Annotated in this window: 13 protein-coding genes and 1 pseudogene; 6 read left to right on the top strand and 8 right to left on the bottom strand. The window is 61.5% G+C overall.

What is annotated here, in order from left to right; translation table 11 throughout:
- The first annotated feature begins 40 nt into the window (after positions 1-40).
- From G7016_RS07495 to msrA, 3 genes are all read left to right on the top strand, one after another.
- A complete protein-coding gene (locus G7016_RS07495; protein WP_181112352.1) occupies positions 41-1,798 on the top strand; it encodes a PAS domain-containing hybrid sensor histidine kinase/response regulator in 1,758 nt (585 codons plus the stop codon).
- A gap of 89 nt (positions 1,799-1,887) precedes the next feature.
- Complete coding sequence (locus G7016_RS07500; RefSeq protein WP_181112354.1) at positions 1,888-3,909, top strand: hypothetical protein; 2,022 nt, start codon at positions 1,888-1,890, stop codon at positions 3,907-3,909.
- A 65-nt stretch (positions 3,910-3,974) separates the two neighbouring features.
- A complete protein-coding gene (gene msrA, locus G7016_RS07505; RefSeq protein WP_181112356.1) occupies positions 3,975-4,481 on the top strand; it encodes a peptide-methionine (S)-S-oxide reductase MsrA in 507 nt (168 codons plus the stop codon).
- A gap of 53 nt (positions 4,482-4,534) precedes the next feature.
- On the opposite strand, the gene G7016_RS07510 is transcribed toward msrA, so the two are convergent.
- From G7016_RS07510 to G7016_RS07520, 3 genes are all read right to left on the bottom strand, one after another.
- Positions 4,535-7,045: a M10 family metallopeptidase C-terminal domain-containing protein gene (locus G7016_RS07510; protein ID WP_181112358.1), complete on the bottom strand. Its 2,511-nt coding sequence runs from the start codon at positions 7,043-7,045 to the stop codon at positions 4,535-4,537.
- Positions 7,046-7,154: 109 nt separating this feature from the next.
- Positions 7,155-8,702: a methyl-accepting chemotaxis protein gene (locus tag G7016_RS25350; protein ID WP_219856230.1), complete on the bottom strand. Its 1,548-nt coding sequence runs from the start codon at positions 8,700-8,702 to the stop codon at positions 7,155-7,157.
- Between the two features lie 64 nt (positions 8,703-8,766).
- Positions 8,767-10,212: a purine-cytosine permease family protein gene (locus G7016_RS07520; RefSeq protein ID WP_181112362.1), complete on the bottom strand. Its 1,446-nt coding sequence runs from the start codon at positions 10,210-10,212 to the stop codon at positions 8,767-8,769.
- A gap of 322 nt (positions 10,213-10,534) precedes the next feature.
- On the opposite strand from G7016_RS07520, the gene G7016_RS07525 reads away from it, so the two are divergent.
- A complete protein-coding gene (locus G7016_RS07525; protein WP_181112364.1) occupies positions 10,535-11,572 on the top strand; it encodes an LLM class flavin-dependent oxidoreductase in 1,038 nt (345 codons plus the stop codon).
- 261 nt (positions 11,573-11,833) lie between these two features.
- A complete protein-coding gene (locus tag G7016_RS07530; RefSeq protein ID WP_181112366.1) occupies positions 11,834-14,065 on the top strand; it encodes a TonB-dependent siderophore receptor in 2,232 nt (743 codons plus the stop codon).
- Positions 14,066-14,094: 29 nt separating this feature from the next.
- Here the strand turns inward: G7016_RS07530 and G7016_RS07535 are convergent, their stop codons facing one another.
- Both G7016_RS07535 and G7016_RS07540 read right to left on the bottom strand, forming a co-directional pair.
- On the bottom strand, positions 14,095-16,083 hold the full coding sequence (locus G7016_RS07535; protein ID WP_181112368.1) for a hypothetical protein: 1,989 nt from the start codon (positions 16,081-16,083) through the stop codon (positions 14,095-14,097).
- A gap of 80 nt (positions 16,084-16,163) precedes the next feature.
- Entirely contained in the window at positions 16,164-17,192 is a 1,029-nt protein-coding gene (locus G7016_RS07540; RefSeq protein ID WP_181112370.1) for a Gfo/Idh/MocA family protein, read from the bottom strand.
- A 165-nt stretch (positions 17,193-17,357) separates the two neighbouring features.
- Here G7016_RS07540 and ycaC point away from each other — a divergent pair, with 165 nt between their 5' ends.
- A complete protein-coding gene (gene ycaC, locus G7016_RS07545; RefSeq protein ID WP_181112372.1) occupies positions 17,358-17,978 on the top strand; it encodes an isochorismate family cysteine hydrolase YcaC in 621 nt (206 codons plus the stop codon).
- A 195-nt stretch (positions 17,979-18,173) separates the two neighbouring features.
- On the opposite strand, the gene G7016_RS25525 is transcribed toward ycaC, so the two are convergent.
- From G7016_RS25525 to G7016_RS07555, 3 genes and pseudogenes are all read right to left on the bottom strand, one after another.
- Positions 18,174-19,037, bottom strand: coding sequence for a methyl-accepting chemotaxis protein (locus tag G7016_RS25525; protein WP_375139687.1), 864 nt, complete (start codon positions 19,035-19,037; stop codon positions 18,174-18,176).
- A pseudogene (locus G7016_RS25530) lies at positions 19,032-19,814 on the bottom strand (MCP four helix bundle domain-containing protein); the annotation flags it as partial. The pseudogene G7016_RS25530 and the gene G7016_RS25525, both read right to left, overlap by 6 nt.
- Before the next feature lie 284 nt (positions 19,815-20,098).
- Entirely contained in the window at positions 20,099-21,490 is a 1,392-nt protein-coding gene (locus tag G7016_RS07555) for a carbohydrate porin (protein ID WP_181112376.1), read from the bottom strand.
- Positions 21,491-21,561: the final 71 nt, after the last annotated feature.

A 21,561-nucleotide genomic window follows, 5' to 3' on the forward strand; every position in this document is an offset into this window, starting at 1 on the left:
ATACTAGCACCTTGCCTCCCCTCCCATTGAAGACCCGCGCATGTCCTACCGGATCCCCCAAGACCTGCCACTTGATCTTGCGCTCACCGCATTGCTCGAGGCTCAGGTACGTGACGGCCATTACGCCACGCTCACTGATGCCCGGCACGCTGCCTTGAGGCTCATGCAGGGTTCCAATGCCACGGAGCGTGACGTGTTGGCCGAGGCAGAGGCGGAAACGGCGCTGCACGACTCTATGGATTTCGCTCGCTTGGCCCTTTCTGCGGTGAGCGGCGTTGGCGTGTGGACGTATGAAGTTTCCAACGACTGTTTCTACTGCGACGCGGGTATCAGCGAGTTGTACGGGATCGACCCGGTGCAGGCGGCGGCGGGCATCAAGCGCCACGACTTTCTTGCCAATGTTCACACCGACGACCTTCTGGCATTGCGAACAACCATGGCTGGCGGGCTGGTGGACAGCGGTGACCTTGAACTTGAGTACCGCATCGTTCATCCGGGCGGTGCAATACGCTGGGTGCTCTCACGCGGCCACACCTACTTCAGCAGCGCCGGCGAGCCGGTCCGGCGTACGGGCGTTGGTATCGAGATGACTGCCCAGCGGCTATTGGAACAACAGCTGAGGCAAAGCCAGAAAATGGAAGCGGTGGGGCAACTCACCGGCGGGCTTGCCCACGACTTCAATAACATGCTGACGGGTGTTATCGGCAGCCTGGGTATGCTGAGGTTGCGGATCAGCCAGGGCCGCGTGGAAGAGACTGAGCGCTACCTCGACGCCGCCCACGGTGCTGCCCGCCGCGCCGCCGCTTTAACGCACCGCTTGTTGGCCTTTTCACGTCGGCAGACGTTGGCGCCTACCCCTACGGACATCACCCTTCTGGCCACAGGCATGCTGGAGCTCATTCGAAGTACCGTCGGCCCTTCGGTGCATGTTGAAATACATGGCGAACCCACTGACTGGTTGAGCCTGGTTGACGCCAATCAGTTGGAAAATGCCCTGCTCAATTTATGTATCAACGCTCGCGATGCGATGGCCGCGGGAGGCGATCTGATCATCCGCACTGGGGCGTATGTGCTGGATGCAGGTGCTGCCACCGATCGAGACCTGCCTGCCGGGGAATACCTGTTTTTGAGCGTCAGCGACAATGGTAGCGGTATGAGTACTGATGTGATTGCCCACGCATTCGAACCCTTCTTCACCACCAAGCCCATGGGCGAAGGTACCGGGCTTGGGCTTTCAATGATTCACGGGTTCGTCCGCCAAACAGGCGGCAACGTCCATATCGAGTCTTTTGTCGGCGTGGGTACCACAATCACTCTTTTGCTTCCCAGGTCCAGTACAACCAGCATCCCCGCCGAAATATCCCGTTCACCCTTGCCACGGACAAGGGGCGATAAAGACCAAACAGTGCTTGTAATCGATGACGACGCCACGATTCGGATGCTGATCCGCGATGCACTGAAGGATCAGGGTTACAACGTTCACGAAGCCGAAAATGGGCCGAGCGGCTTGCAGCTGCTCCAATCCAGCAGCAGGATTGATTTGCTGGTCACCGACGTTGGCCTGCCGGGCGGCCTCAACGGCCGACAGGTCGCCGACGCGGCAAGGGGCCTTCGTCCAGGCCTTACCGTGCTGTTTATCACAGGCTACGTGCAGGACGCGCTGAGCTGGGAAAGCATGCTCGAACCCGGCATGCACTTGATGACCAAGCCCTTCCAGATCGATGCGCTCACGAGCCGTGTCGATGGGCTGTTGAGTGACCCCGCACCGTCGCCCTGCACTGACGCCAGCATGAGCTAACCTTTCAGGCCACCTGCTCAAGAACGGTTGCCCGAGCCAACATGCCCGCAGTGGTGCAAACCGCCCGTTAACCGCTGGAGGGAATCGCCATGTCCACTGCTGCCGCTACTCCGTCGCAAACCGGCAAAACCACGATCGATGTGCCTGGCCTGGATGATTCCAGTCACAGCGTGGCCGTGCTGCACAATGGGCAGATTCGAATGGTGGGGCTGTCTTCGAACGGCGAACCCGCTGGCTACACCGTTGTACAGCTAAGCGCATCGGGCCTCTTGGACTTCGCCTACAACCAGGACGGTATAGCGCGGCTGCCGACGACCAACACCCCGGGCGACGGCACCGATTTCACGATGCCCGCCTACGCAAACATTCAAACCAGCCAAATTTCATATCGTGACAATGCCTATCAGCTCGACGTGTACTCCCCGGGGAGCCACCCCAACGAACGGCCTTGGTTGCTTGCAAGCATTCCCCTTCCGTCCGATGGCGCTGTACCGATCGACAGCAGCCTCCAGCTTGCGCCCGAGATACCGAGGTTTTATGGCACCACCCTGGCGAGCGCCCGCACTGACACGGCCCTCTACGTAACTCATGTGTTCGGCAATGGTGTGGTCGACGACCAGTTCGGAGTCGATGGCATCGCCACCTACGCCTTACAACCAGGAACGCAGTACGACGGCCATACGCCGCTCGCCTTGCAAAGCGATGGCAAACTGCTGATCGCAGGCTATGACACGAACGGAACTGACACTGATTTTTCGATTACCCGCTATAACGTGGACGGCACTGTAGATACGAGTTTCGCCGATCACGGTACCGCCACCGTGGACGTTGCCGGCGGCGATGACTTCGCCCACGGCATGGCCATACAAGCGGATGGCAAGGTACTGGTAACCGGCTCAAGCGCTACGGGTGCGGGCGACCAGGATTTTGGCGTGGTGCGCTTGAACGCGGACGGTAGCCTGGACAGCACCTTCGCTGACGGAGGGAAAGCCACCTTCGATTTCAACGGCGAGGCGGACAGCGCGCAGACGGTAACGGTGGTCGCTAACGATAAGATCCTGCTCACGGGCGGGGCTGTGAACAGCCAGGGGGATTCGGACTTCGCTGCCCTGCAACTCAACGCAGATGGCAGCCTGAATACCCACTTCGGCGATTTCGTCGACGGCGTGCACCGCCTCGTCGGCAGCGGGAGCGACGACTTGATAGTAGGCACCGCGGCCGACGAAGTCATTTCCGGCGGCACTGGCAATGACCTGCTTGACGGTGGCGCGGGGCGCGACCAATTGCGAGGCGGCACCCAGATCGATGTGTTCAGGCTTTCCGCCGTCGATGACAGCTACCGCACCGCCACAGAAGCCTTCAGCGACCGCATCGTCGACTTTGACCCCAACGAGGATCGCCTGGACCTGGCCGCTCTCACCTTTACGGGGCTGGGCGATGGCTACGGCCATACCCTGGCAATCAGGGAAAACGCTGATGCCAGCCGCACCTACCTCAAAAGCTTCGAGCCCGACGCCCAGGGCCACCGTTTCGAGATCGTGCTCGATGGCGACCTGGCCAGCCAGCTCAACGACAACAATGTGCTGTTCAGCCCTGAAGTGAGCCAGGGTACCGACGGGCCAGACTATTTCGGTACCACCGCCGCTACGTCCGAGATGCTGGGGGGAGCGGGCAACGACAATATCTTCGGCAACCTGGGCAATGACACACTCATTGGCGGCGGCGGTAGCGATCGTTTATCTGGTTATGCCGGGGCGGACACTTTTCGCTTCTCCGCTATCGAGGACAGCTATCGCAACAACACCATGAGTTTCAGCGATCGAATCCTGGACTTTAACGTGTACGACGATCGGATCGACGTGTCGGCCTTGGGGTTCACTGGCCTAGGCGACGGGCACAACGGCACCCTGGCCGTGGTAGTCAGTGCCAACGGCGACGATACGTACCTGAAAAACTATGATGCCAACGCCCAAGGCGAACGGTTTCAGCTGACTCTGGCCGGCGACCTGGGCGCCACCTTGAGCAATGACCAGTTCGTGTTCGCCCAACCGGGTGATGCCGCCGAACCCGTGCTGCTAGGCGTGGCAGCGGATCATCATACGGTTGGATAACTTGGAATCCCCCATTGCGCCCCCATAACGGGATGTACTGATCTTCTCCCAGGGAAATACACACCATGACCAGCCAAACCGAAACCGCCATCCTCGCCGGCGGCTGCTTCTGGGGCATGCAGGACCTGTTGCGCCGCTACCCCGGCGTGTTGCACACCCGGGTGGGCTATACCGGCGGCGATGTTGCGAACGCCACCTACCGCAATCATGGTAACCACGCCGAAGCCATCGAGATAACCTTCGACCCGGCGGTGATCAGTTACCGGCAGATCCTCGAGTTTTTCTTCCAGATTCACGACCCGAGCACGCCCAACCGCCAAGGCAACGACCTGGGCCCCAGTTACCGCTCGGCGATCTATTACCTGAGCGAAGAGCAGCGCGACATCGCTGAAGATACCGTCGCGGACGTGGACGCCTCCAAGTTGTGGCCTGGCCGTGTGGTGACTGAAATCGAAGCGGCGGGGCCGTTCTGGGAAGCGGAGCCCGAGCACCAGGATTACCTGGAAAGGATACCCAACGGCTACACCTGCCACTTCATTCGGCCGAACTGGAAGCTGCCAAAGCGAGGCTAAGGTGCCTTAGGCGGGGGCGCTTCTGGTCGGGGGCCTGGTCGTCACGCCGGCCCCTAGAGGCTTATCCCCGCGTCCCCGCCCAACAGCCCTAACGGCTCAGGCTGGGGCGTGATCAGTAGGTTATCCCCATCGAATGCGTCCAGCAGGTTCCCCACCATCCTTACCTGAAACCGCTGCCCCTGGGCGTCGCCGTCCAGGTCGCTCAGGTAAGTGCGGTCCAGCCGTTCGTTGTAGCTAACCTTCAGCGTGCCGTCGTGGCCGTCGCCCAAGCCAGTGAAATCCAACAGCCTGAGGTCGATCCTGTCCCGGTATACCGAAAAATCGGTGAGGGTATCCACCGTATTACCTTGCTCGGAGCGGGCGCTTTCACTAACGCTGGTGTAGCGGTAAAAGTCCATGCCCGAGCCGCCAGTCAACCGGTCTGCGCCCATGCCGCCCACAAGCAGGTCGTTGCCGGTCCCGCCATCAAGCCGGTCGTTGCCGCCAGCGCCTCGCAACGTATCGTTGCCCGACAGCCCCTTGAGGTAGTCCGAACCGGCCAGCCCCCGATAGTTGTCTGCCTCGGTAGGCAAGGTGCGATACACCTGGGTGCCTTGCGGGTGCGCCCAGATGATGTTCGCACCAGCCAGCCCTTCGCTGTAATCACCGAGCAACTGCAGCTCGAAATGGTCGCCGTTACGGTCTTCGATCAAGGACTTTAGAATGGTGCGGGTACCCGCGGCGTTCACGATCAGTTTCAAGGTGCCGCCCAAGCCATCTCCCAGCTCGAAAAAGCCCAGCGCGGACACGTCGATCATGTCCCCCTCCGAGCCGTCGAAATCGGTGAGCGTATCGCGCCGCGGATCATTGCTGACGGTGGCGTCACGCAGGCTGTCGCTCAATTGGGTATACACGAAGAGGTCCGCGCCCTCCCCGCCCGTCAATTGGTCGCCGTCCGCGCCCCCTACCAACAGGTCATCGCCATCATTGCCGAAGAGCACGTCGTTTTTCTCTCTGCCGTACAGCGTCTCAGCGGCAAGGGTTCCGTGCAGGCTGTCCGAGCCCTGGCGGCCATTGATGGCCTGCTGGAAGCTCGCGTCGGTGAGGCTGCGGCTGTCCCCTTCCAGCGCCAACTCGAACTGGTTGCCCTGGCTGTCGGGGTCCAGGCTGGTGAAATAGGTCACGTCCCGGGCAGAATCGTAGGTCACCTTCAAGGTGCCGAAATGCCCGTCGCCCACGCCCTTGTACCCTAGCGCGGTGAGGTCAAAGCGGTCCTGCCCGTAGGCGAAGTCAGTGATCAGGTCTGTCTGGCTCCCGGCCTCGTTACGGTAGCTGTCGCTGGTGGCCAGGTACCGAAACACATCGTTGCCGGTACCGCCTACCAGACGGTCACCACCACGGCCCCCGATCAGCACGTCGTCATTATTGTCACCGTTGAGCCGGTCATCTCCGTCATTGCCGAACACCACGTCTCGCGCCAGGGTGCCGGTGAGCGCGTCGGCGCCGCCCGTGCCAAAGGTAAACGCGTACTCCCGGTTGCCCAGGGAAACGCTATGGGCGCCCTGTACGGTCACGTTATCGACCATCTGGCTGATCACGTTGTCGATCACGCGGTTGTAGTCACCGGCGTTGGGCGCTTCGACGATCCCCCGCTGACCGGGGTGTTCCCCGGTTACAAGGTTGCCGCGCACCGTCACGTCCCTTGCGAAACGTTGCGGCGCGGCGTCGAGCCAGATCTCCGCGGTTGCGCCGGCCAGCGAGTTGCCATGCAGCGTGTTGTAGGCAATCTCCCCTTCGCGCCCGCCGGCGCTATGAATGCCATAACCGGCGTTGTTGTTGACCTCGAGCCCCCTGACCTGAAAGCCATCCACGGCATTGATCAACACGCCATTGCCGCCATTGGCGAGCGTAATGCCACCGTCCACGATCGCCTGCTGGTCGCTCAATGGCTGCTCGACCAGGCGAATGCCATCACCGCCGTTGCGCGAGGCTTCGCTGTCCTCCAGCCGCACATTGCCGCCAAGGCTGTAGCCCGCGCCGAGGTTCAGGTATGAAGCGTTGTCCTGGAGCAGAACCACCGCGGCGGTGTCGGCCGCAATCCCGTCCACGCCGTTCTGGCGCGCCACGCAATTGCGCACAGTCACCTCTCCCTGTGCGCTGCGCAGGTCAATTCCGTAACCGGAGCCGCCCACCGCCTCTACGGCGTCCAGCAGCAGGTTGGTGGTGCCATTGGTACTCCAGCAATCGGACACGCCCGCATCGCCTCGCCCATTCCCATCGAGGGTAAGGCGGTTGATTTCCAGGTTGTCCCCCGCACCACGCAGCAGCCCGGTCACCAGGTCGTTGCTGTCGTCCAGCTTGATCACAGTCAAGCCCATGCCCGCGCCATCCAGCGCCACATTGTCTTTGAGCAGCAAGCCAGTGTGATCGCTGCCAGGGCTGATGCGGTACGTGCCCGCCGGCAGGATCACTCGCCCGCCCCCCGCCGCAGCGGCAGCGTCGATCGCCGCCTGTACCGCCAAAGTGTCGTCCGTTACCCCGTCGCCTGTGGCGCCGAAGTCCTTCACATCAAATAGCGTAGCCATGGCTACCTCCCAACCGCGAACGTTCGCAATGGGTGGGTACGGCAAGTAGAACGGCGCGGTGGGTTAAGGCTAGCAGGTGGGGGTGCAGGCGTACCTGGGGCGCCGTGGGCTACGGCCTGGCTTCAAAATGCGCGCTCAGGCTTACCAGCCGCTGAGTGGCCTGGCCAAGCAAGCCAGAACTGCCTTCCAGTACGCCGGCTTCTTGAACGTTGCCTTTGGCAACCTCTTGCAACTGCTCAAGGTGCTCGCTCACGTCGCTGCTGTTGGAGGATTGAATCTCCGTGCTGGCAGCGATCTGCAGGTTCATGGCACTGATCTGCGCGATTTCCCCAGCGACCTGGCGAAGCAGCCCTGCCGCTTGCTGGCTCCCGGCCACGCAGCGCCCTACACTTTGGCGGCTGTGCCCCATGGCCGCTGTGGCCTGGGCCGTGCTTTGCTGCAAGCGCTCGATCAGCGCGTTCACATCGGAGGTAGAGCGGGCTGTGCGCTGGGCGAGGTTGCGCACCTCATCCGCGACCACTGCAAACCCTCTGCCTTGATCACCGGCTCGGGCGGCCTCGATAGCGGCATTGAGTGCCAGAAGATTGGTTTGCTCGGCGATTCCGCGGATAACCTCCAGCACTTGGCCGATTTCATTCGACGCCTCGGTGAGCACCTGCATGTCCCGGTCCGCTACATCAATATTGCGAGCAAGCGTGTCCACTTCCTCACGAATGGCTTCCACCGCCGCGGTACTTTCCCGGGAGCGGTCATTGATCGCCAACGCCACCACCGACGCCTGGTTGGCGCAGCTTGCCACCTCTGAGATCGAGCCCGTCAGGGTACCTATGGCGCCATTCATTCGCTCGGCAACCTCCATCTGACGACCAGCCCCGCTGCGAATCACTGTTGTGACCGAGCTCAGGCTACCGCTCATTTTGCCGAGCGTTTCGGCTTCGTCAATAAGCTCACTGACCATCCGCTCCAGCTGGTCGAGGAAGGCGTGAAAGCGGGAAATCACCGGCCCGCAGGTCTGGCTGCGATAACTCAGGGCCATCTTCCCGTGGTTGGTATCCAAATGGCTGACGATGTCCAGCAATGCATCGCCTTCACGTGCTTCGGCCTGGCTGCGTACAGCCATGTAAACCAAAATGCTGCTCTCCACCACGACGTAGGCGGCATGCAGCAACACGATGCTCAAGTGGTGATGAGGCGTTACATGAACGGCAGCGAGGTGCTGTTGAAGGAAGAAAAACAGAAGGTGGTGTGCGGCGATGGTGCCCGCGGCCACTACGATCGGAAGCCAGTCCCTGTAAAACACCAGAAAGGCCAGCAGAACGAAGATGCCGAAATGCAGTTCGGTCATCCCTTCGCTCTGGTTGATATGCAAGGCCGCGAGCACCATGAAGCCAACGCCCATGGCGCACCGCAACACCCTTGAACCGGGCATAAGCTGGCGCAAAACCGTTAACAAAAGGGCGCTGGAGCCGCCCACCGCCAAGGCTTGGCCCCAGGTGCCGGTGGCCATGCCCAGCCCCAGCGACGCGGCGAACATCAGCCAGACAACGGCCAACATGATGGTGTCCGCTTTACGGTAGTGCTGCTCAAGGTGGGTCAGGGACCGGCTCATAAAATGCCTATATAGAAAGAAATGCGGACGGATTGGCTCCTTGTCCATTGCCTTTCGATATCGGCGCAGCCCCTCGCTAATTTAACCCAGGCGATTGTTTCCGCTGAACGGCCTAGCCCTGCGGCCACACCCTATCTGCGCCAGATGCACCGCCGGCACGCTGCCCTTGCATCGCCTTGCGCCGCGCCTTCACCGCCGCCTGGTCGTACGCCAGCCAGAAGTACAGCGGGCAGGTCACCGCTATCCCGACAACCCAGGACAAATCCGCCCCGGGCACCAGGTTGGCATAGGGCCCCACGAACAGCGCCGTGTTGGCAAACGGCAGCTGGGCCATGATCCCGACGGCGTAAGCACCGATGGCGTGGCCGTCAAAGCGCCCATACAGGCCGCCATCGGCGCGGAACAGTGACGGTACGTCGTACAAGCCGTACTTGATCAAGTAGAAGTCGATCAGGTTGATGGACGCCCACGGCACCAGAATCAACAGCAGTGCGAGGATCAAACCAATGAAGCGGCTGATGAAATCCGCCGACGCACCTAGCGCCGTGAAGCAACAGGCCGCAAGCACCACAGCCGATAGCAGCACCTTTACGTTCACCGTGGGCGTCCAGCCGGCGGCGAAGGTCTGGATCGAGGTGATGATCGACAGTACCGCGCCGTAGAGGTTGAGGGCGTTGTGGCTGATGATATTAAGCAGGAACAGCACCATCAGCACCGGGCCAAGGGCACCGGTGGCTTGCTCCACCGCCTGCATGGCTTCGGTGCCGGGGGCGCTTGCCAGCACCACTACAGCGCCGAAGCTGAATGACAGGATCGTGCCCAGGGTCGCGCCAAGGTAGGTGGCGATAAAGGGCTTCCATACCCCCACTGATGGCGGCAGGTAACGCGAGTAGTCGCTGGTGTAAGGGGAAAAACTGATCTGCCAGATCACCCCAAGGGACAGCGTGGCAATGAACCCGCTGAGGTTGAAGGCACCGCGGCTGAGGAAGTCGGCCGGCAGCGGTTGGGTCAGCACCATGGCGAAACCGGCCAGCAGCGCCAGCCCCATCACCCAGGTACCCAGGCGGTTCAAGCCGTGAATGAAGCGGTAGCCGAGCACGCCGATCACAGTCGCGGCCAAAGCCCCGAGAAGAATGCCGCCTTCGAGCGGCACCGCTGGCGCCAGGCTGTGGATGGACTTGCCGGCCAACACGATATTGGAAATGAAGAACCCCACGTAGATCAGCGCCGTGACACACACGATCAACAGCGCGCCATAGCGGCCGAACTGGCCACGGCTCTGCACCATTTGGGGAATGCCCAGCCTTGGCCCCTGGGCTGACGCCAATGCGATCACGACGCCGCCGAGGGCGTTGCCCAGCACGATGGCCACCAACCCCCAGAGCAGGTTCAGGTGGAATACCTGAACCACCATGGCGCCGGTCACGATAGGCAGCGGGGCAATATTGGTGCTGAACCAGAGGGTGAAGAGGTCGCGCACGCTGCCGTGGCGAGCACTGAGCGGCACCTGATCGACCGTGTGGTTTTCGATCAAGGCAGAGCGGGTCTGTTCAGACATGCGGGGGTCTCGTGTTTGTCTGTTGTTGTAGTTGTATGAAGCCAAACCGGGAGAACCGCAGGCGGCCTCCGACGAGACACACCGTATTATGGTATTCCAGAAATCTCAACCCTCATCCCGACCTGCGTTGCAAGTTGAGCATATGAAGCGGACCTGAATACAGGGTGCAGGCACCGTAACCCCTGGCCGAGCGCCACCTGTCGACTCAAAATCCCTTGCGAGCTGGCGTATTATGGTATACCAATATGTGACGGTTCGAATCCATCCGGTGCTCGCCCTTGTCACCACAGCGGGCACCCACAACAAGCACAGGTAGGCCGAGATGAAATTTTCGCTGTTCGTACACATGGAACGCTGGGATGAGCAGGTCAGCCATCGTCAACTGTTCGAAGACCTGACCGAACTCACCCTGATGGCTGAGGCCGGAGGGTTCAGCACCGTGTGGATCGGGGAGCACCATGCGATGGAATACACCATCTCCCCTAGCCCGATGCCGCTGCTGGCCTATCTGGCCGCACGTACCACGACCATCCGCCTGGGGGCCGGCACCATCATCGCCCCCTTCTGGCACCCGCTTCGGGTGGCCGGTGAATGCGCCCTGCTCGATGTGATCAGCAACGGACGCATGGAAGTGGGCCTGGCCCGCGGCGCCTATCAGGTGGAATTCGACCGCATGGCCGGCGGCATGCCTGCATCCAGTGGCGGCAATGCCCTGCGTGAGATGGTCCCGGTGGTGCGCAAGCTGTGGGAAGGCGACTACGCCCATGACGGTGAGATCTGGAAATTCCCGGTGTCCACCAGCGTGCCCAAGCCGATCAACACCCCACCCATCTGGATCGCCGCGCGGGACCCGGATTCCCACAACTTCGCGGTCAAGCACGGCTGCAACGTAATGGTCACGCCGCTGATGAAGGGCGATGAAGAAGTGGTAGACCTGAAGAACAAGTTCGAGGCCGCCTTGGCCAACAACCCTGACGTTCCCAGGCCGCAGCTGATGGTGCTGCGCCACACCCATGTGCATGCCGAGGACGATCCCGAAGGCTGGCAGGTGGGCGCCAAGGCTATCTCGCGCTTCTATCGCACCTTCGATGCCTGGTTTGGCAACAAGGAAGCGCCAGTCAATGGCTTCCTCCAGCCCAGCCCGGAATCCAAGTTCGCCGAGCGCCCGGAATTCCAGCTGGAGAACATCCGCAAGAACACCATGATCGGCACGCCAAGCGAGGTGATCGAGCGTATTCGCTATTACCAGGAACTGGGCGTGGATGAGTTCAGCTTCTGGTGCGACAACAGCCTGCCCCATGCCGAGAAGAAAAAATCCCTGGCGTTGTTTATCGAGCAGGTAATACCAGCGTTTCGGTAAATGAGGTTCTTGATCAACGGTGGGTCCGGCGGAGTTCGGACCTGCCACTAACGCCAAGAATTTTTCAACCCCTCTAGGACAGGCTTTTCAGAGGGAATGGTTGCGCGTTATTTCAGAACTGTACGCAAGTGTATATTTTGTAAATAACATTTACTATCATTTGCGAACAATTGACATTGGCCCGCGCCACGGTAGTGGCCGTGTGCAATCCTGTCGCCTCGGCCGCTCCTGTGTTCCACCTCATCACATGGAGCGATGCCGATGTACCCTGCCTTCAAACCCCGCCACTTGTCCCTCACGCTGCTGGCCATGACGGCCCCGCTGCAGGCCGCCGAAGACACTGAAAAGCGTGACGGCACGGTGCTCAGCGCCCCCGCCCCTGTAGAACTCGAAGCCACGTTGGTCACAGCCGAACAGGAACTGCGCCAAGCCCCCGGTGTTTCGATCATTACCAGCGAGGACATCAAGAAGCGGCCACCGGTCAATGACATTTCGGACCTTGTGCGACGCATGCCTGGCGTGAACCTCACCGGCAACAGCGCCAGCGGCCAGTACGGTAATAATCGGCAGATCGACCTGCGCGGCATGGGCCCGGAAAACACGCTGATCCTGATCGATGGCAAGCCCGTTACCTCGCGCAACTCGGTGCGCATGGGCCGCAGCGGCGAGCGCAATACCCGTGGCGACAGCAACTGGGTACCGGTGGAAGCGATCGAGCGCATCGAAGTATTGCGCGGCCCGGCGGCGACCCGCTATGGCTCTGGCGCGGCGGGTGGCGTGGTCAACATCATCACCAAGGCGCCCACGGCCAAGCACACCGGTTCGGTGACCACCTACTTCAACCAACCTGAGCACAATGATGAGGGCACCACCAAACGCATTGGCTTCAATGCGGCAGGCCCCTTGGCGGACCAGTTTTCCTACCGCGTGTACGGCAACTTCAACAAGACCGACGCCGACGACCTTGCCCTTAACCAGAACTATGCGGCCAGCGCCACCGCCACGCCGCCAGCCGGGCGTGAAGGCGTGCGCAACAAAGACATCGACGGCCTGCTGCGTTGGGATCTGGACCCACGACAAACCCTTGAGCTGGAAGCCGGCTACAGCCGTCAGGGCAACATCTACGCCGGTGACCGTGCGGTAAACAGCAGCGGCAGTGCGCTACTGACGGAGCTGGCCAACAGCGGCGCGGAAACCAACGTGATGTATCGCCAAACCGGTTCGGTCACCCACCGTGGGGACTGGGATTTCGGCACCTCCCAAGTGGTGGCATCCTTCGAAAACACCCGCAACAGGCGCCTCAACGAAGGGCTGGCCGGCGGCCCGGAAGGCAGCATCGGCAATGCGAGCAGCCGCTCTACGTCCGAGCTGAACCATTACCGCTTTGCCGGCGAGTTGAACATTCCCGTGGAATGGGGCTTCACCCAGGTAGTCACCATGGGCACCGAGGCCACCCGCGACACGCTGGATGACCCCTACTCCAACTCCCAGGCGCTGAACGGTGGCGCGATCCCGGGCATCTCGGCCAACCGATCCGGCGAAAGCGACGCGCACAACTATGCGCTTTTTATGGAAGACAACATCGAGCTGAGCTCACGCTGGACACTCACCCCTGGGGTGCGCTTCGATCGCCAGAGCGACTTTGGCGGCAACTGGAGCCCCAGCCTGAACAGCGCCTACAAGCTCACCGATACCGTCACCCTCAAAGCCGGTATCGCCCGCGCGTTCAAAGCCCCCAACCTGTACCAGAGCAACCCCAACTACCTGTATTACACCCGGGGCACGGGTTGCCCCATTACCGCGCCCAACCTGGGCAGTGGGTGCTACGTGCTGGGCAATGACCACCTCGACGCCGAAACCAGCGTGAACAAGGAAATAGGCCTGGCCTTTGCCGACAACGGTTGGGCCGCGGGGCTGACGTATTTCCATAATGACTACAAGAACAAGATCGTCGCCGGCATGGATGAGATCGCGCAAACCAGCATTCGCGGCCGCGTCTTCCAATGGGAAAACGCACCCAAGGCAGTGGTCGCGGGCTGGGAAGGCAACCTTACCGTGCCCCTGCTGGGCAATGCCGGCGACGTGCTGAGCTGGACCACCAACGTCACTTACATGATCGAGAACCACAACAAGGTCACCAACGAGCCGCTGTCGGTGATCCCCGAATACACCATCAACTCGATGCTGGATTGGGCGGCCACTGAGAACCTTGACCTGTCCCTCAACATGACCCACTACGGCGAGCAGGAGCCGCGCAGCTTGACCGGTACCGGGGCCAACGCGGCCGGCGCTGCACTGGAGAAACGCGGCGCCTACACCTTGTTCGGCACTACTGCCAACTATCGCTTGAGCAAAACCTGGAGCGTCACGGCGGGGATTAACAATCTGTTCGACAAACGCCTGTTCCGCGAAGACAACTCCGGTAATGCCGGCGCGGCGACCTACAACGAACCGGGCCGCGCGTACTTTGCTTCGGTGACGGCAGAGTTCTGACCAAAGGTGGCCTGGCTTGCCGCCTCACCTTAGGCGGCAGTCTCGGCCACGCCCAGCAATTCAACGTCATTGGCCGGCGCAGGCGCGAACACAAAGTTCTCCGCCTTCAGTAGCTGGCTCTGATCGCCGGCCAGGGTGATCTGAAACCGTTGGCCGTCGGCATTGGCGTCAGAACTGCTGAGGTAGGTGTCCGTGCCTGCCTCGCTCACAGTGATCGCCAGGGTGCCGTTGTGACCATCGCCCAACCCGGTGAAGCCAAGCGCAGCCACGTCAATACGGTCGCCGTACACCTCAAACAGAAGGATACGGTCGCTGTAACTCTGGGTCGCGTCGCGATAGCTGTCTGTCAGCGCGGTGTAGCGGAACGTATCCGCTCCCGCTCGGCCGTTGAATACGTCGCGCCCCTCGCCGCCGTCCAGCGTATCGTCTCCAAAGCCGCCAATCAGCGTATCGCTGCCGCCATAACCGAACACCTCCGAAGCGAGGTGAGTGGCCTCGATTCTCTGCCTGCCGTCGTCGCCTTCCAGAATGGCGGACACGAAACCGATATTGGTTTCATTCAACTGCCCGCTGAGGTCGCCCTGCAGTGCCACTTCAAAACGGTGGCCATTGGCATCCGCGTCGAAGCTTTTGAGGTAAGTACGCGTGCCGCTGGCGTTCACACTCACCGCCAGGGTGTTGTCATGGCCGTTACCTAGCCCCGTGAAGCCCAGCGCCGTAAGGTCGATCATGTCCTGGGTGGGATCGAAGTCCACGATGCCGTCGCTGAAACCTTCGCTGGCGGTGCGGTAACTGTCGCCGCGCTCGCTGAAACCGAATACGTCCTGGCCCTCGCCGCCCTTGAGCCGGTCACGCCCAGCCCCGCCGTTTAACAGGTCCTCGCCACCCTGGCCTGAAAGCAGTTCGTCGCGTGCAGTGCCCGCCAGCAGGTTATCCCCGTTATGCCCGGTGATATGGTGCAGGCCGTCGGCAGGGTCACCGAACCCGGTATCAAGCGAGCCGTCGGCGGTGAACTGCACGGCGGCGATGTCGGCATTGCCTTCGGCATTCTGGGCGCTGCCGGTCACTAGAATGGTGCCGTTTTCCCGCACCTCCACTGTTTGGGCGGCGTCACGCCCGCCTTCAAAATCAACGGTCACTTTGCCCCCGTCGCCGAAGCTCGTGTCCAGGCTGCCGTCGGCGTTGAGGCGGATCACGCTCAAGTCATAGTCGCCGCTACTGGTTTCACTGGTGCCCGCGATCACGACCTTGCCGTCCGCCTGCACGGCGACGGCACGGGCAAAATCATCGCCCGGCCCGACTGGGTAGGTGGCGGTGCCGTCGTTCCCAAAGCCGGTATCCAGTGTGCCGTCGGACTTGAAACGCACCACGCAGAAATCCCCACCCGCACCGGCTTCGCTGTAACCGGCAACCACCATTTGGCCGTCCGCCTGTAGCGCAAGCGGCGTGGCGCTGTCGAAGGCCAGGCCTTGCGGCAGGGTCAGGGTAGCAATGCCCGCATCGCCAAAGGCCGGGTCGAGCACCCCGCTACTGGTGAAATGGGCCACGCTCAGGGTGGCGTCGCTGCGTGCGCTGGCCAGCACGGTAGCATCCGCTTCCCGTTGCACGTTGCTGTAGGTTGGCGCTGCGGCGGCCACTGGCAGGAGCACGGCAGCGAACTCAACAGCCGGGACACTGATCGAGCTTCTGGCAGCGAGGACACTGAGGGTGTAAGCGCCTCCGTCCGTGCTCAACTGGCTGGTGAGGATATCCGCGTACGGCTCGCCCGCCAGCCCGCTGTTTTCATCGAAGCGGTCAGCCTGGGGAACACGCCCTACCCCATCATCGTCGTAGTCAAGCTGCAGCTGACCGGTAACACCGAGCAACGCCACTACGTAGTCATCGCTAAGGCCGTTGGATGTGAGGCCTGCTATCCACGTACTTCGAAGCCCCGTGAATTCAGCGCTGTAGCTGAAGTCGTCATTGCCTGAAAAGTCGATCAGGGTTTTACCGGTGCGTAACGGTTCGGTGGCAGGCATGACAGGCTCCAGGGTCGAACCGAAGGCGGTTCGCAGGATGCTTGAGTGTAGTTCGGGCCTGCCATCAGGCCTGGGTTTCATCAGGGAAGGTTCACCCGCCTGCCCTCGCTGGCCGCTGTGCGGGCGGCCTCCACCAGCGCCAAGGTGCGCATGGCATCGGCGGCGTCGATCACCGGCCTGGCTTCACCTCGAATCACCTGTACGAAATGCGCCAGCTGGTTGCCCAACGCGGTGCCCTCTGCCTTGGCCTCAGCGGATTGCTGAAGCGGGTGATGCCAGCCCTTCTGCTCGCCGTAGGTCCATAGCTGTAGCTGGGGTATGGACAACGCACCCAGGGTGCCCGCGATCAGGTAGCAGGGTTGCTCAGGCTGCTGCGCGAAAGCGGGGTTTTCGCCACTGCTTTGCTCCCAACTCCAGGGCGCTGCGCAGGCATCCGAGCCGGTGAGAGTGCCTAACGCACCATTGCTGAATTGCAGCAACAGGGCTGCGGTGTCTTCCACTTCGTGGCCACGGGCGGCGGTGCTGGTAATGGCTTGTACCATGGAGATTTCGCCGCACAGGTAGCGCATCAGGTCCAGGTCGTGCACCAGGTTGATCAACAGAATCCCCGCACCCTGGCGGCGGTGCCACTCCACGTCGAAATAGGCGTCGTCCTTCTGCGACTGCCACAGCCCTGTGAAGGTGGTAATGCGGCCGAGCCTGCCGCTGTCGATGATGGCCTTGGCTTTGGCGGTGATCGGGTTATGGCGACGGTGATGCCCTACCAGCACGGGCACGCCGGATTCAGCTTCGGCCGCCACCAGTGCTCGCACTTCTTCGACATGGGTGCCCACCGGTTTTTCCAGCAGCACCGGACGGCCCGCCCGCAGGCAGTCCAGGGCGGTGCTCACATGCAGGTCGTTGGGGTTGGCGATGATCACGCCGTCTACCGCCACGTGCTCAAGCATTGCTCGATGGTCAGCGAAGGTGGGCACGCCAAGCTCTTCGGCAAGGCTCGTGTTGAACGGGTCGCTGATGGCAACCAGTTCGGTATCGGGATTGCGTTCAAGGTAGGTAGCGTGCTGCCGCCCCATCACACCGGCGCCGATAAGGGCAATTCGAACGGTCATGTATTAGCTCCAGTCATTGTTTCCAATAAGGAATCAGTTAAGTCCATTTTCGGCTAATTGTCCTCCCAACCACCTCTCCGTAAAGTGGCCCCCATACCGCAGCCACTCAAACCGGCGGTTGTGGAACTGCTCCCCTACTACTCACTACTCAAAAGGATTGATGCCATGACTACTTACAAGCGCCTGGACAAGAACGACGCCGTACTGCTGCTGATCGACCACCAGACCGGGCTGATCTCGCTGGTGCAAGACTTCACCCCTAACGAATTCAAGAACAACGTGCTGGCCTTGGCCGACTGTGGCAAGTTCTTCGGCCTGCCGACCATTCTCACCACCAGCTTCGAGCAAGGCCCGAACGGCCCGCTGGTGCCGGAGCTGAAGGAAATCTTCCCCGACGCCCCCTACATTGCCCGCCCTGGCCAGATCAACGCCTGGGACAACGAAGACTTCGTCAAGGCAATCAAGGCCACTGGCCGCAAGCAACTGATCATCGCCGGCGTAGTGACTGACGTTTGTGTGGCGTTCCCAACGCTCTCGGCGCTGGCGGAGGGGTTTGACGTGTTCGTGGTGACCGACGCCTCCGGCACCTTCGACAAGACCGTGCAACAAGCCGCCTGGAACCGCATGAGCGCCGCCGGTGCGCAACTGGTGAACTGGTTCTCGGTGGCCTGCGAACTGCACCGCGACTGGCGCAACGACATTGAAGGCCTGGGCAACCTACTGTCCCAGCGCATCCCCAACTACCGCAACCTGATGAACAGCTACTCGGCGCTCACCGCCCGGTAAGCCTACGCACCGCATTGCTCCCTGACTTTCGCCCGCTTCGAAGCCCGCTTCGGCGGGCTTTTTTTTGCCCGCCTGGTTGCTCGCCCATGCTACACATGGCCAACCCTACCTCGCCCGCCGCGCCTGGAGTGTGTGCTCAAACGAAAAAACCCGCCGGAGCGGGTTTTTCGAGTGGGCCAATGAGCGTGGCAAGGGTTACAGCTTGAACCGCCCCACCATCACATTGAACGAGCTGGCGAGCCTGGACAGGTCCTGGCTCGAAGCGCTGGTCTGGTTGGCAGCGGCGGCGGTCTGGGTCGACAGGTCCTGAATATTGATCAGGTTACGGTCCACTTCGCGCGCGACGTGAGCCTGTTCTTCCGCAGCGCTGGCGATCACCAGGTTACGCTCGTTGATGCCGCCGACCGCGACCGTGATGCGGTCGAGGGCAGCGTCGGCGGCCTGGGCCAGTTCCTGAGTGTTGGCCGCCAGCTTCTGGCTGTTGCCCATGGCCGACACCGCCTGGTTGGTGGTGTTCTGAACCGTGCTGATCATGCTCTCGATTTCCCCGGTGGACACCTGAGTACGGTGCGCCAGGGCACGGACTTCATCCGCCACAACGGCAAAACCACGGCCTTGTTCGCCAGCACGGGCGGCCTCGATGGCAGCGTTCAGCGCCAGCAGGTTGGTCTGTTCGGCGATGGCTCGGATCACGTCGACCACCTTGCCGATGTCACGCACTTGCCCGGCCAGCGTTTGCACGGTTTCCGAGGAGGTGTTCAATTCACGCGCCATGCCTTCGATGGCGCCCACGGCTTTCTGCACCTGGCTACGGCCAGTATGGGCTTCGTCGGATGTGGCGCGCGACGCTTCGGAAGTGGACACCGCATTGCGGGCTACTTCTTCTACCGCCGAAGTCATCTCGGTCACGGCAGTAGCCGCCTGCTGGATCTCGTCGTTCTGGCGAGTGAGGCCGTTGGAGCTTTCTTCGGTCACTGCATTCAACTCTTCAGCGGCGGAAGCTAGCTGGTCCGAGGCGTTGGCGATTTCCATGATGGTGGATTTGAGATTGCCCTGCATGCCAGACAGCGCCGTCAGCAACTGACCGGTTTCGTCGGTGCTGGTGCTCACGATGGCAGTGGTCAGATCGCCCTTGGCAATACGCTGGGCACTGTCCACGGCAACAGCGATCGGGCGGGTGATCACGCGGGTGATCAGCAAGCCAAGCGCGATAGCGGCAATGAAGGCGACCAGCATGCCGCCGTACAGCATCATGGCCGCGGAGTGCGAGCTCTGCGCGGCTGCCTGAGCTGCTTCGTCAGCCTGGCGCCGGTTAGATTCGATGATCAGGTCCTGGGAGGCCATGACGCGACGGTACCCATCGATCACTTCCGTGGCCAGCAGCTTGTGGGCCGTGTCGAAATCCCGGGCGGCGACGGCGGCGGCTACCTTATCAAGGCTTGCCTGATAGATCGGCAGGTCTCGCGCCATCTGATCAGCGGCCGCTCGCTCGTCGTCGGCCATAGGCGCGGCGCGGTAGGCTGCAAAGGCTTTTTCGCCTGCGGCACGGTTGGCCTTCATCGATTCCAGGGTGGCGGCAAGCTCTTGTTGAGGAGCATTGTTTTGCGCCAACGCTATGAGCTTGTAGCCATCGCGGTGCTGAGCCACGTTCTTGGCCTTCGCTTCGTACGCATTGGTGACCGAGGCCAGGTTATTGGAGAACACGTCATCCAGGCGATCGGACAGTTCGTTCATGGTCAAGCAGCCCAGCACGCCGATCACCAACGTAATGCACGCACAAATAATGAATGAGCCGAGCAGCTTGCTCGACAGTTTCGCGTTGGTGAACCAGCCCATACTAGAATTCCGAGAAGAATTGATATCGGGGCAGCGGTGTGCTGCCGTCTGCGTAGCTATCGGCAGGGGCGGGGAAAACTTAGCAAGCTAATTATGCCATTCGTCGTCCATGACGAAGGCCTTGCCACGGGCCGACCGAACCCTGTAGCAGCCCGCCTTGGCGGCGACCGGCCCGGCAGGGCCGCAGGTTCAGCGGCGAAAGGTCGCAGGCAAGCCTCGCTGCTACGGGTCCGGTCGAATTTCGTAGGCCGGCAGGGAAAGGTAATGCCGCCAAACTATCACGCTCATGGATAATGGCCGTCGTACGGGGAACGCTTGGGCGTCAGCCCTGCCAGGTGGCCCAGCGGGATGGTGACGATCAAGCCTACCCCCAGGCCGTCGGAGGCCTGGTCATGGCCCGGGTTGACCACGCGGTTGGCGGCAAACACCGGGTTGGTGTTGAACAGGTATTCCACATAGGGGCCCACGTACACCGAGTCGAACACATTGATCATGGCGCTTGCGCCCAGGGAGTACTCGACACGGTGGTGGTCATAGCCCTGGTTGTTAAGCCAGGTTTGCTCGTCCTTGGTGATTTGCACCGCGGTCAGTTGCACCGAGTAGCTGTCCAGCGGTCGGCTTTTGAATGGGGCCCGCATGATCACGCCCATGTCCACGGCGTAGTCCATGCCGCCTACCGAGGGGCTGCTGGTTTGCCGGTCGTTGAACGCCGTGCCCAGGGACACGAAGCCCTGCAGCATCTTCGGCTGGCGCACATCCGGCCGCCAGAACGTTTGCAAGGTGCTGGCAAAAACCCCGCCCTGCCAGTCTGAAATGCCCTTCTCGCAGGTCAGGCACAACTGGGTGGTCTGCGGGATGTGGTTGTAGTACACCATGAGCTCCGCAGCCTTGGGCTTGTCCGCCCGAGGCGCCGCGTATTGAAGATCCAGCAGGTAGGCGTCGTAGTTGGTGTCCCGCGACTGCTCCCAGCCGTTGGTCATCGAGGCATCGGTATCGGACTTGTACCACAGCCCCTGGACCTTGAGTTGCGGGCTGATGTTGTAGCCAACCCGGCCGAACCAGTTGGAGTAGTTGGGAAAGTTGAAGCCCGACGGTTTGTGAGTGATCGCGATAGTGCTCATGCACATGAAAGCATTGAGGCAGTCGGGGCGTGCGACATAATCATTGACGTACCCCTTGCCGCCTTCGAGGAACACCCGGCCGTCCAGCAGCTCCTGCTCCAAGGTAAAGCGGGTAAGGTGGGATGTGACAGGCACATACCCGGACTTGCTGCCATTGATCAGGCTGCCCGATTGCGTGAAGTAGTTATCGGTGGCGGTCTGGTCGGTGATCCACGGCACATAGCCTTCCATGAAATGCACCGACGTGCCTTTCAGGCCAGTCAATGGCTCCAGGTAAAAATCGAACCCGGCGTTTATCTGCGTCATCCACTGGTGGCTACCCTGCTGTACCCCCGCGCTGGGGTTGGAGATATACCACTGCCCCAGGAACAGATTGGGATAGAACCCCGCCTGGCTGAAGGTTTCGCCCAAGCCGGCCAAGGGTTTTTTGAACCCTGCCGGCGCTGGCTTCAGCGCGTCCGCCCCGCCGGGTTGCCCCTCGGCGGCATAGGTGACCGCCGCGCTCAGCGATAACGCCAAGGCAAGGCCATGGCGCCAGCCCTTGAGTGTCTTCATACCTGTGCTTCCTTGTTGTTTTTGTAGAGGCGAGCCCGCCCGTGCCCTCGTTTGGGCGGGGCGAGCATTAG

The sequence above is a fragment of the Pseudomonas japonica genome, from assembly GCF_013522925.1.
Lineage (GTDB): Bacteria > Pseudomonadota > Gammaproteobacteria > Pseudomonadales > Pseudomonadaceae > Aquipseudomonas > Aquipseudomonas japonica_A.

What these genes read in the sequence shown, in the direction of transcription:
- G7016_RS07495 (WP_181112352.1), top strand. Translation starts at nt 41, where the DNA reads ATGTCCTACCGGATCCCCCAAGACCTGCCACTTGATCTTGCGCTCACC.
- G7016_RS07500 (WP_181112354.1), top strand. Translation starts at nt 1,888, where the DNA reads ATGTCCACTGCTGCCGCTACTCCGTCGCAAACCGGCAAAACCACGATC.
- msrA (WP_181112356.1), top strand. Translation starts at nt 3,975, where the DNA reads ATGACCAGCCAAACCGAAACCGCCATCCTCGCCGGCGGCTGCTTCTGG.
- G7016_RS07510 (WP_181112358.1), bottom strand. Translation starts at nt 7,045, where the DNA reads ATGGCTACGCTATTTGATGTGAAGGACTTCGGCGCCACAGGCGACGGG.
- G7016_RS25350 (WP_219856230.1), bottom strand. Translation starts at nt 8,702, where the DNA reads ATGGACAAGGAGCCAATCCGTCCGCATTTCTTTCTATATAGGCATTTT.
- G7016_RS07520 (WP_181112362.1), bottom strand. Translation starts at nt 10,212, where the DNA reads ATGTCTGAACAGACCCGCTCTGCCTTGATCGAAAACCACACGGTCGAT.
- G7016_RS07525 (WP_181112364.1), top strand. Translation starts at nt 10,535, where the DNA reads ATGAAATTTTCGCTGTTCGTACACATGGAACGCTGGGATGAGCAGGTC.
- G7016_RS07530 (WP_181112366.1), top strand. Translation starts at nt 11,834, where the DNA reads ATGTACCCTGCCTTCAAACCCCGCCACTTGTCCCTCACGCTGCTGGCC.
- G7016_RS07535 (WP_181112368.1), bottom strand. Translation starts at nt 16,083, where the DNA reads ATGCCTGCCACCGAACCGTTACGCACCGGTAAAACCCTGATCGACTTT.
- G7016_RS07540 (WP_181112370.1), bottom strand. Translation starts at nt 17,192, where the DNA reads ATGACCGTTCGAATTGCCCTTATCGGCGCCGGTGTGATGGGGCGGCAG.
- ycaC (WP_181112372.1), top strand. Translation starts at nt 17,358, where the DNA reads ATGACTACTTACAAGCGCCTGGACAAGAACGACGCCGTACTGCTGCTG.
- G7016_RS25525 (WP_375139687.1), bottom strand. Translation starts at nt 19,037, where the DNA reads ATGCAGGGCAATCTCAAATCCACCATCATGGAAATCGCCAACGCCTCG.
- G7016_RS07555 (WP_181112376.1), bottom strand. Translation starts at nt 21,490, where the DNA reads ATGAAGACACTCAAGGGCTGGCGCCATGGCCTTGCCTTGGCGTTATCG.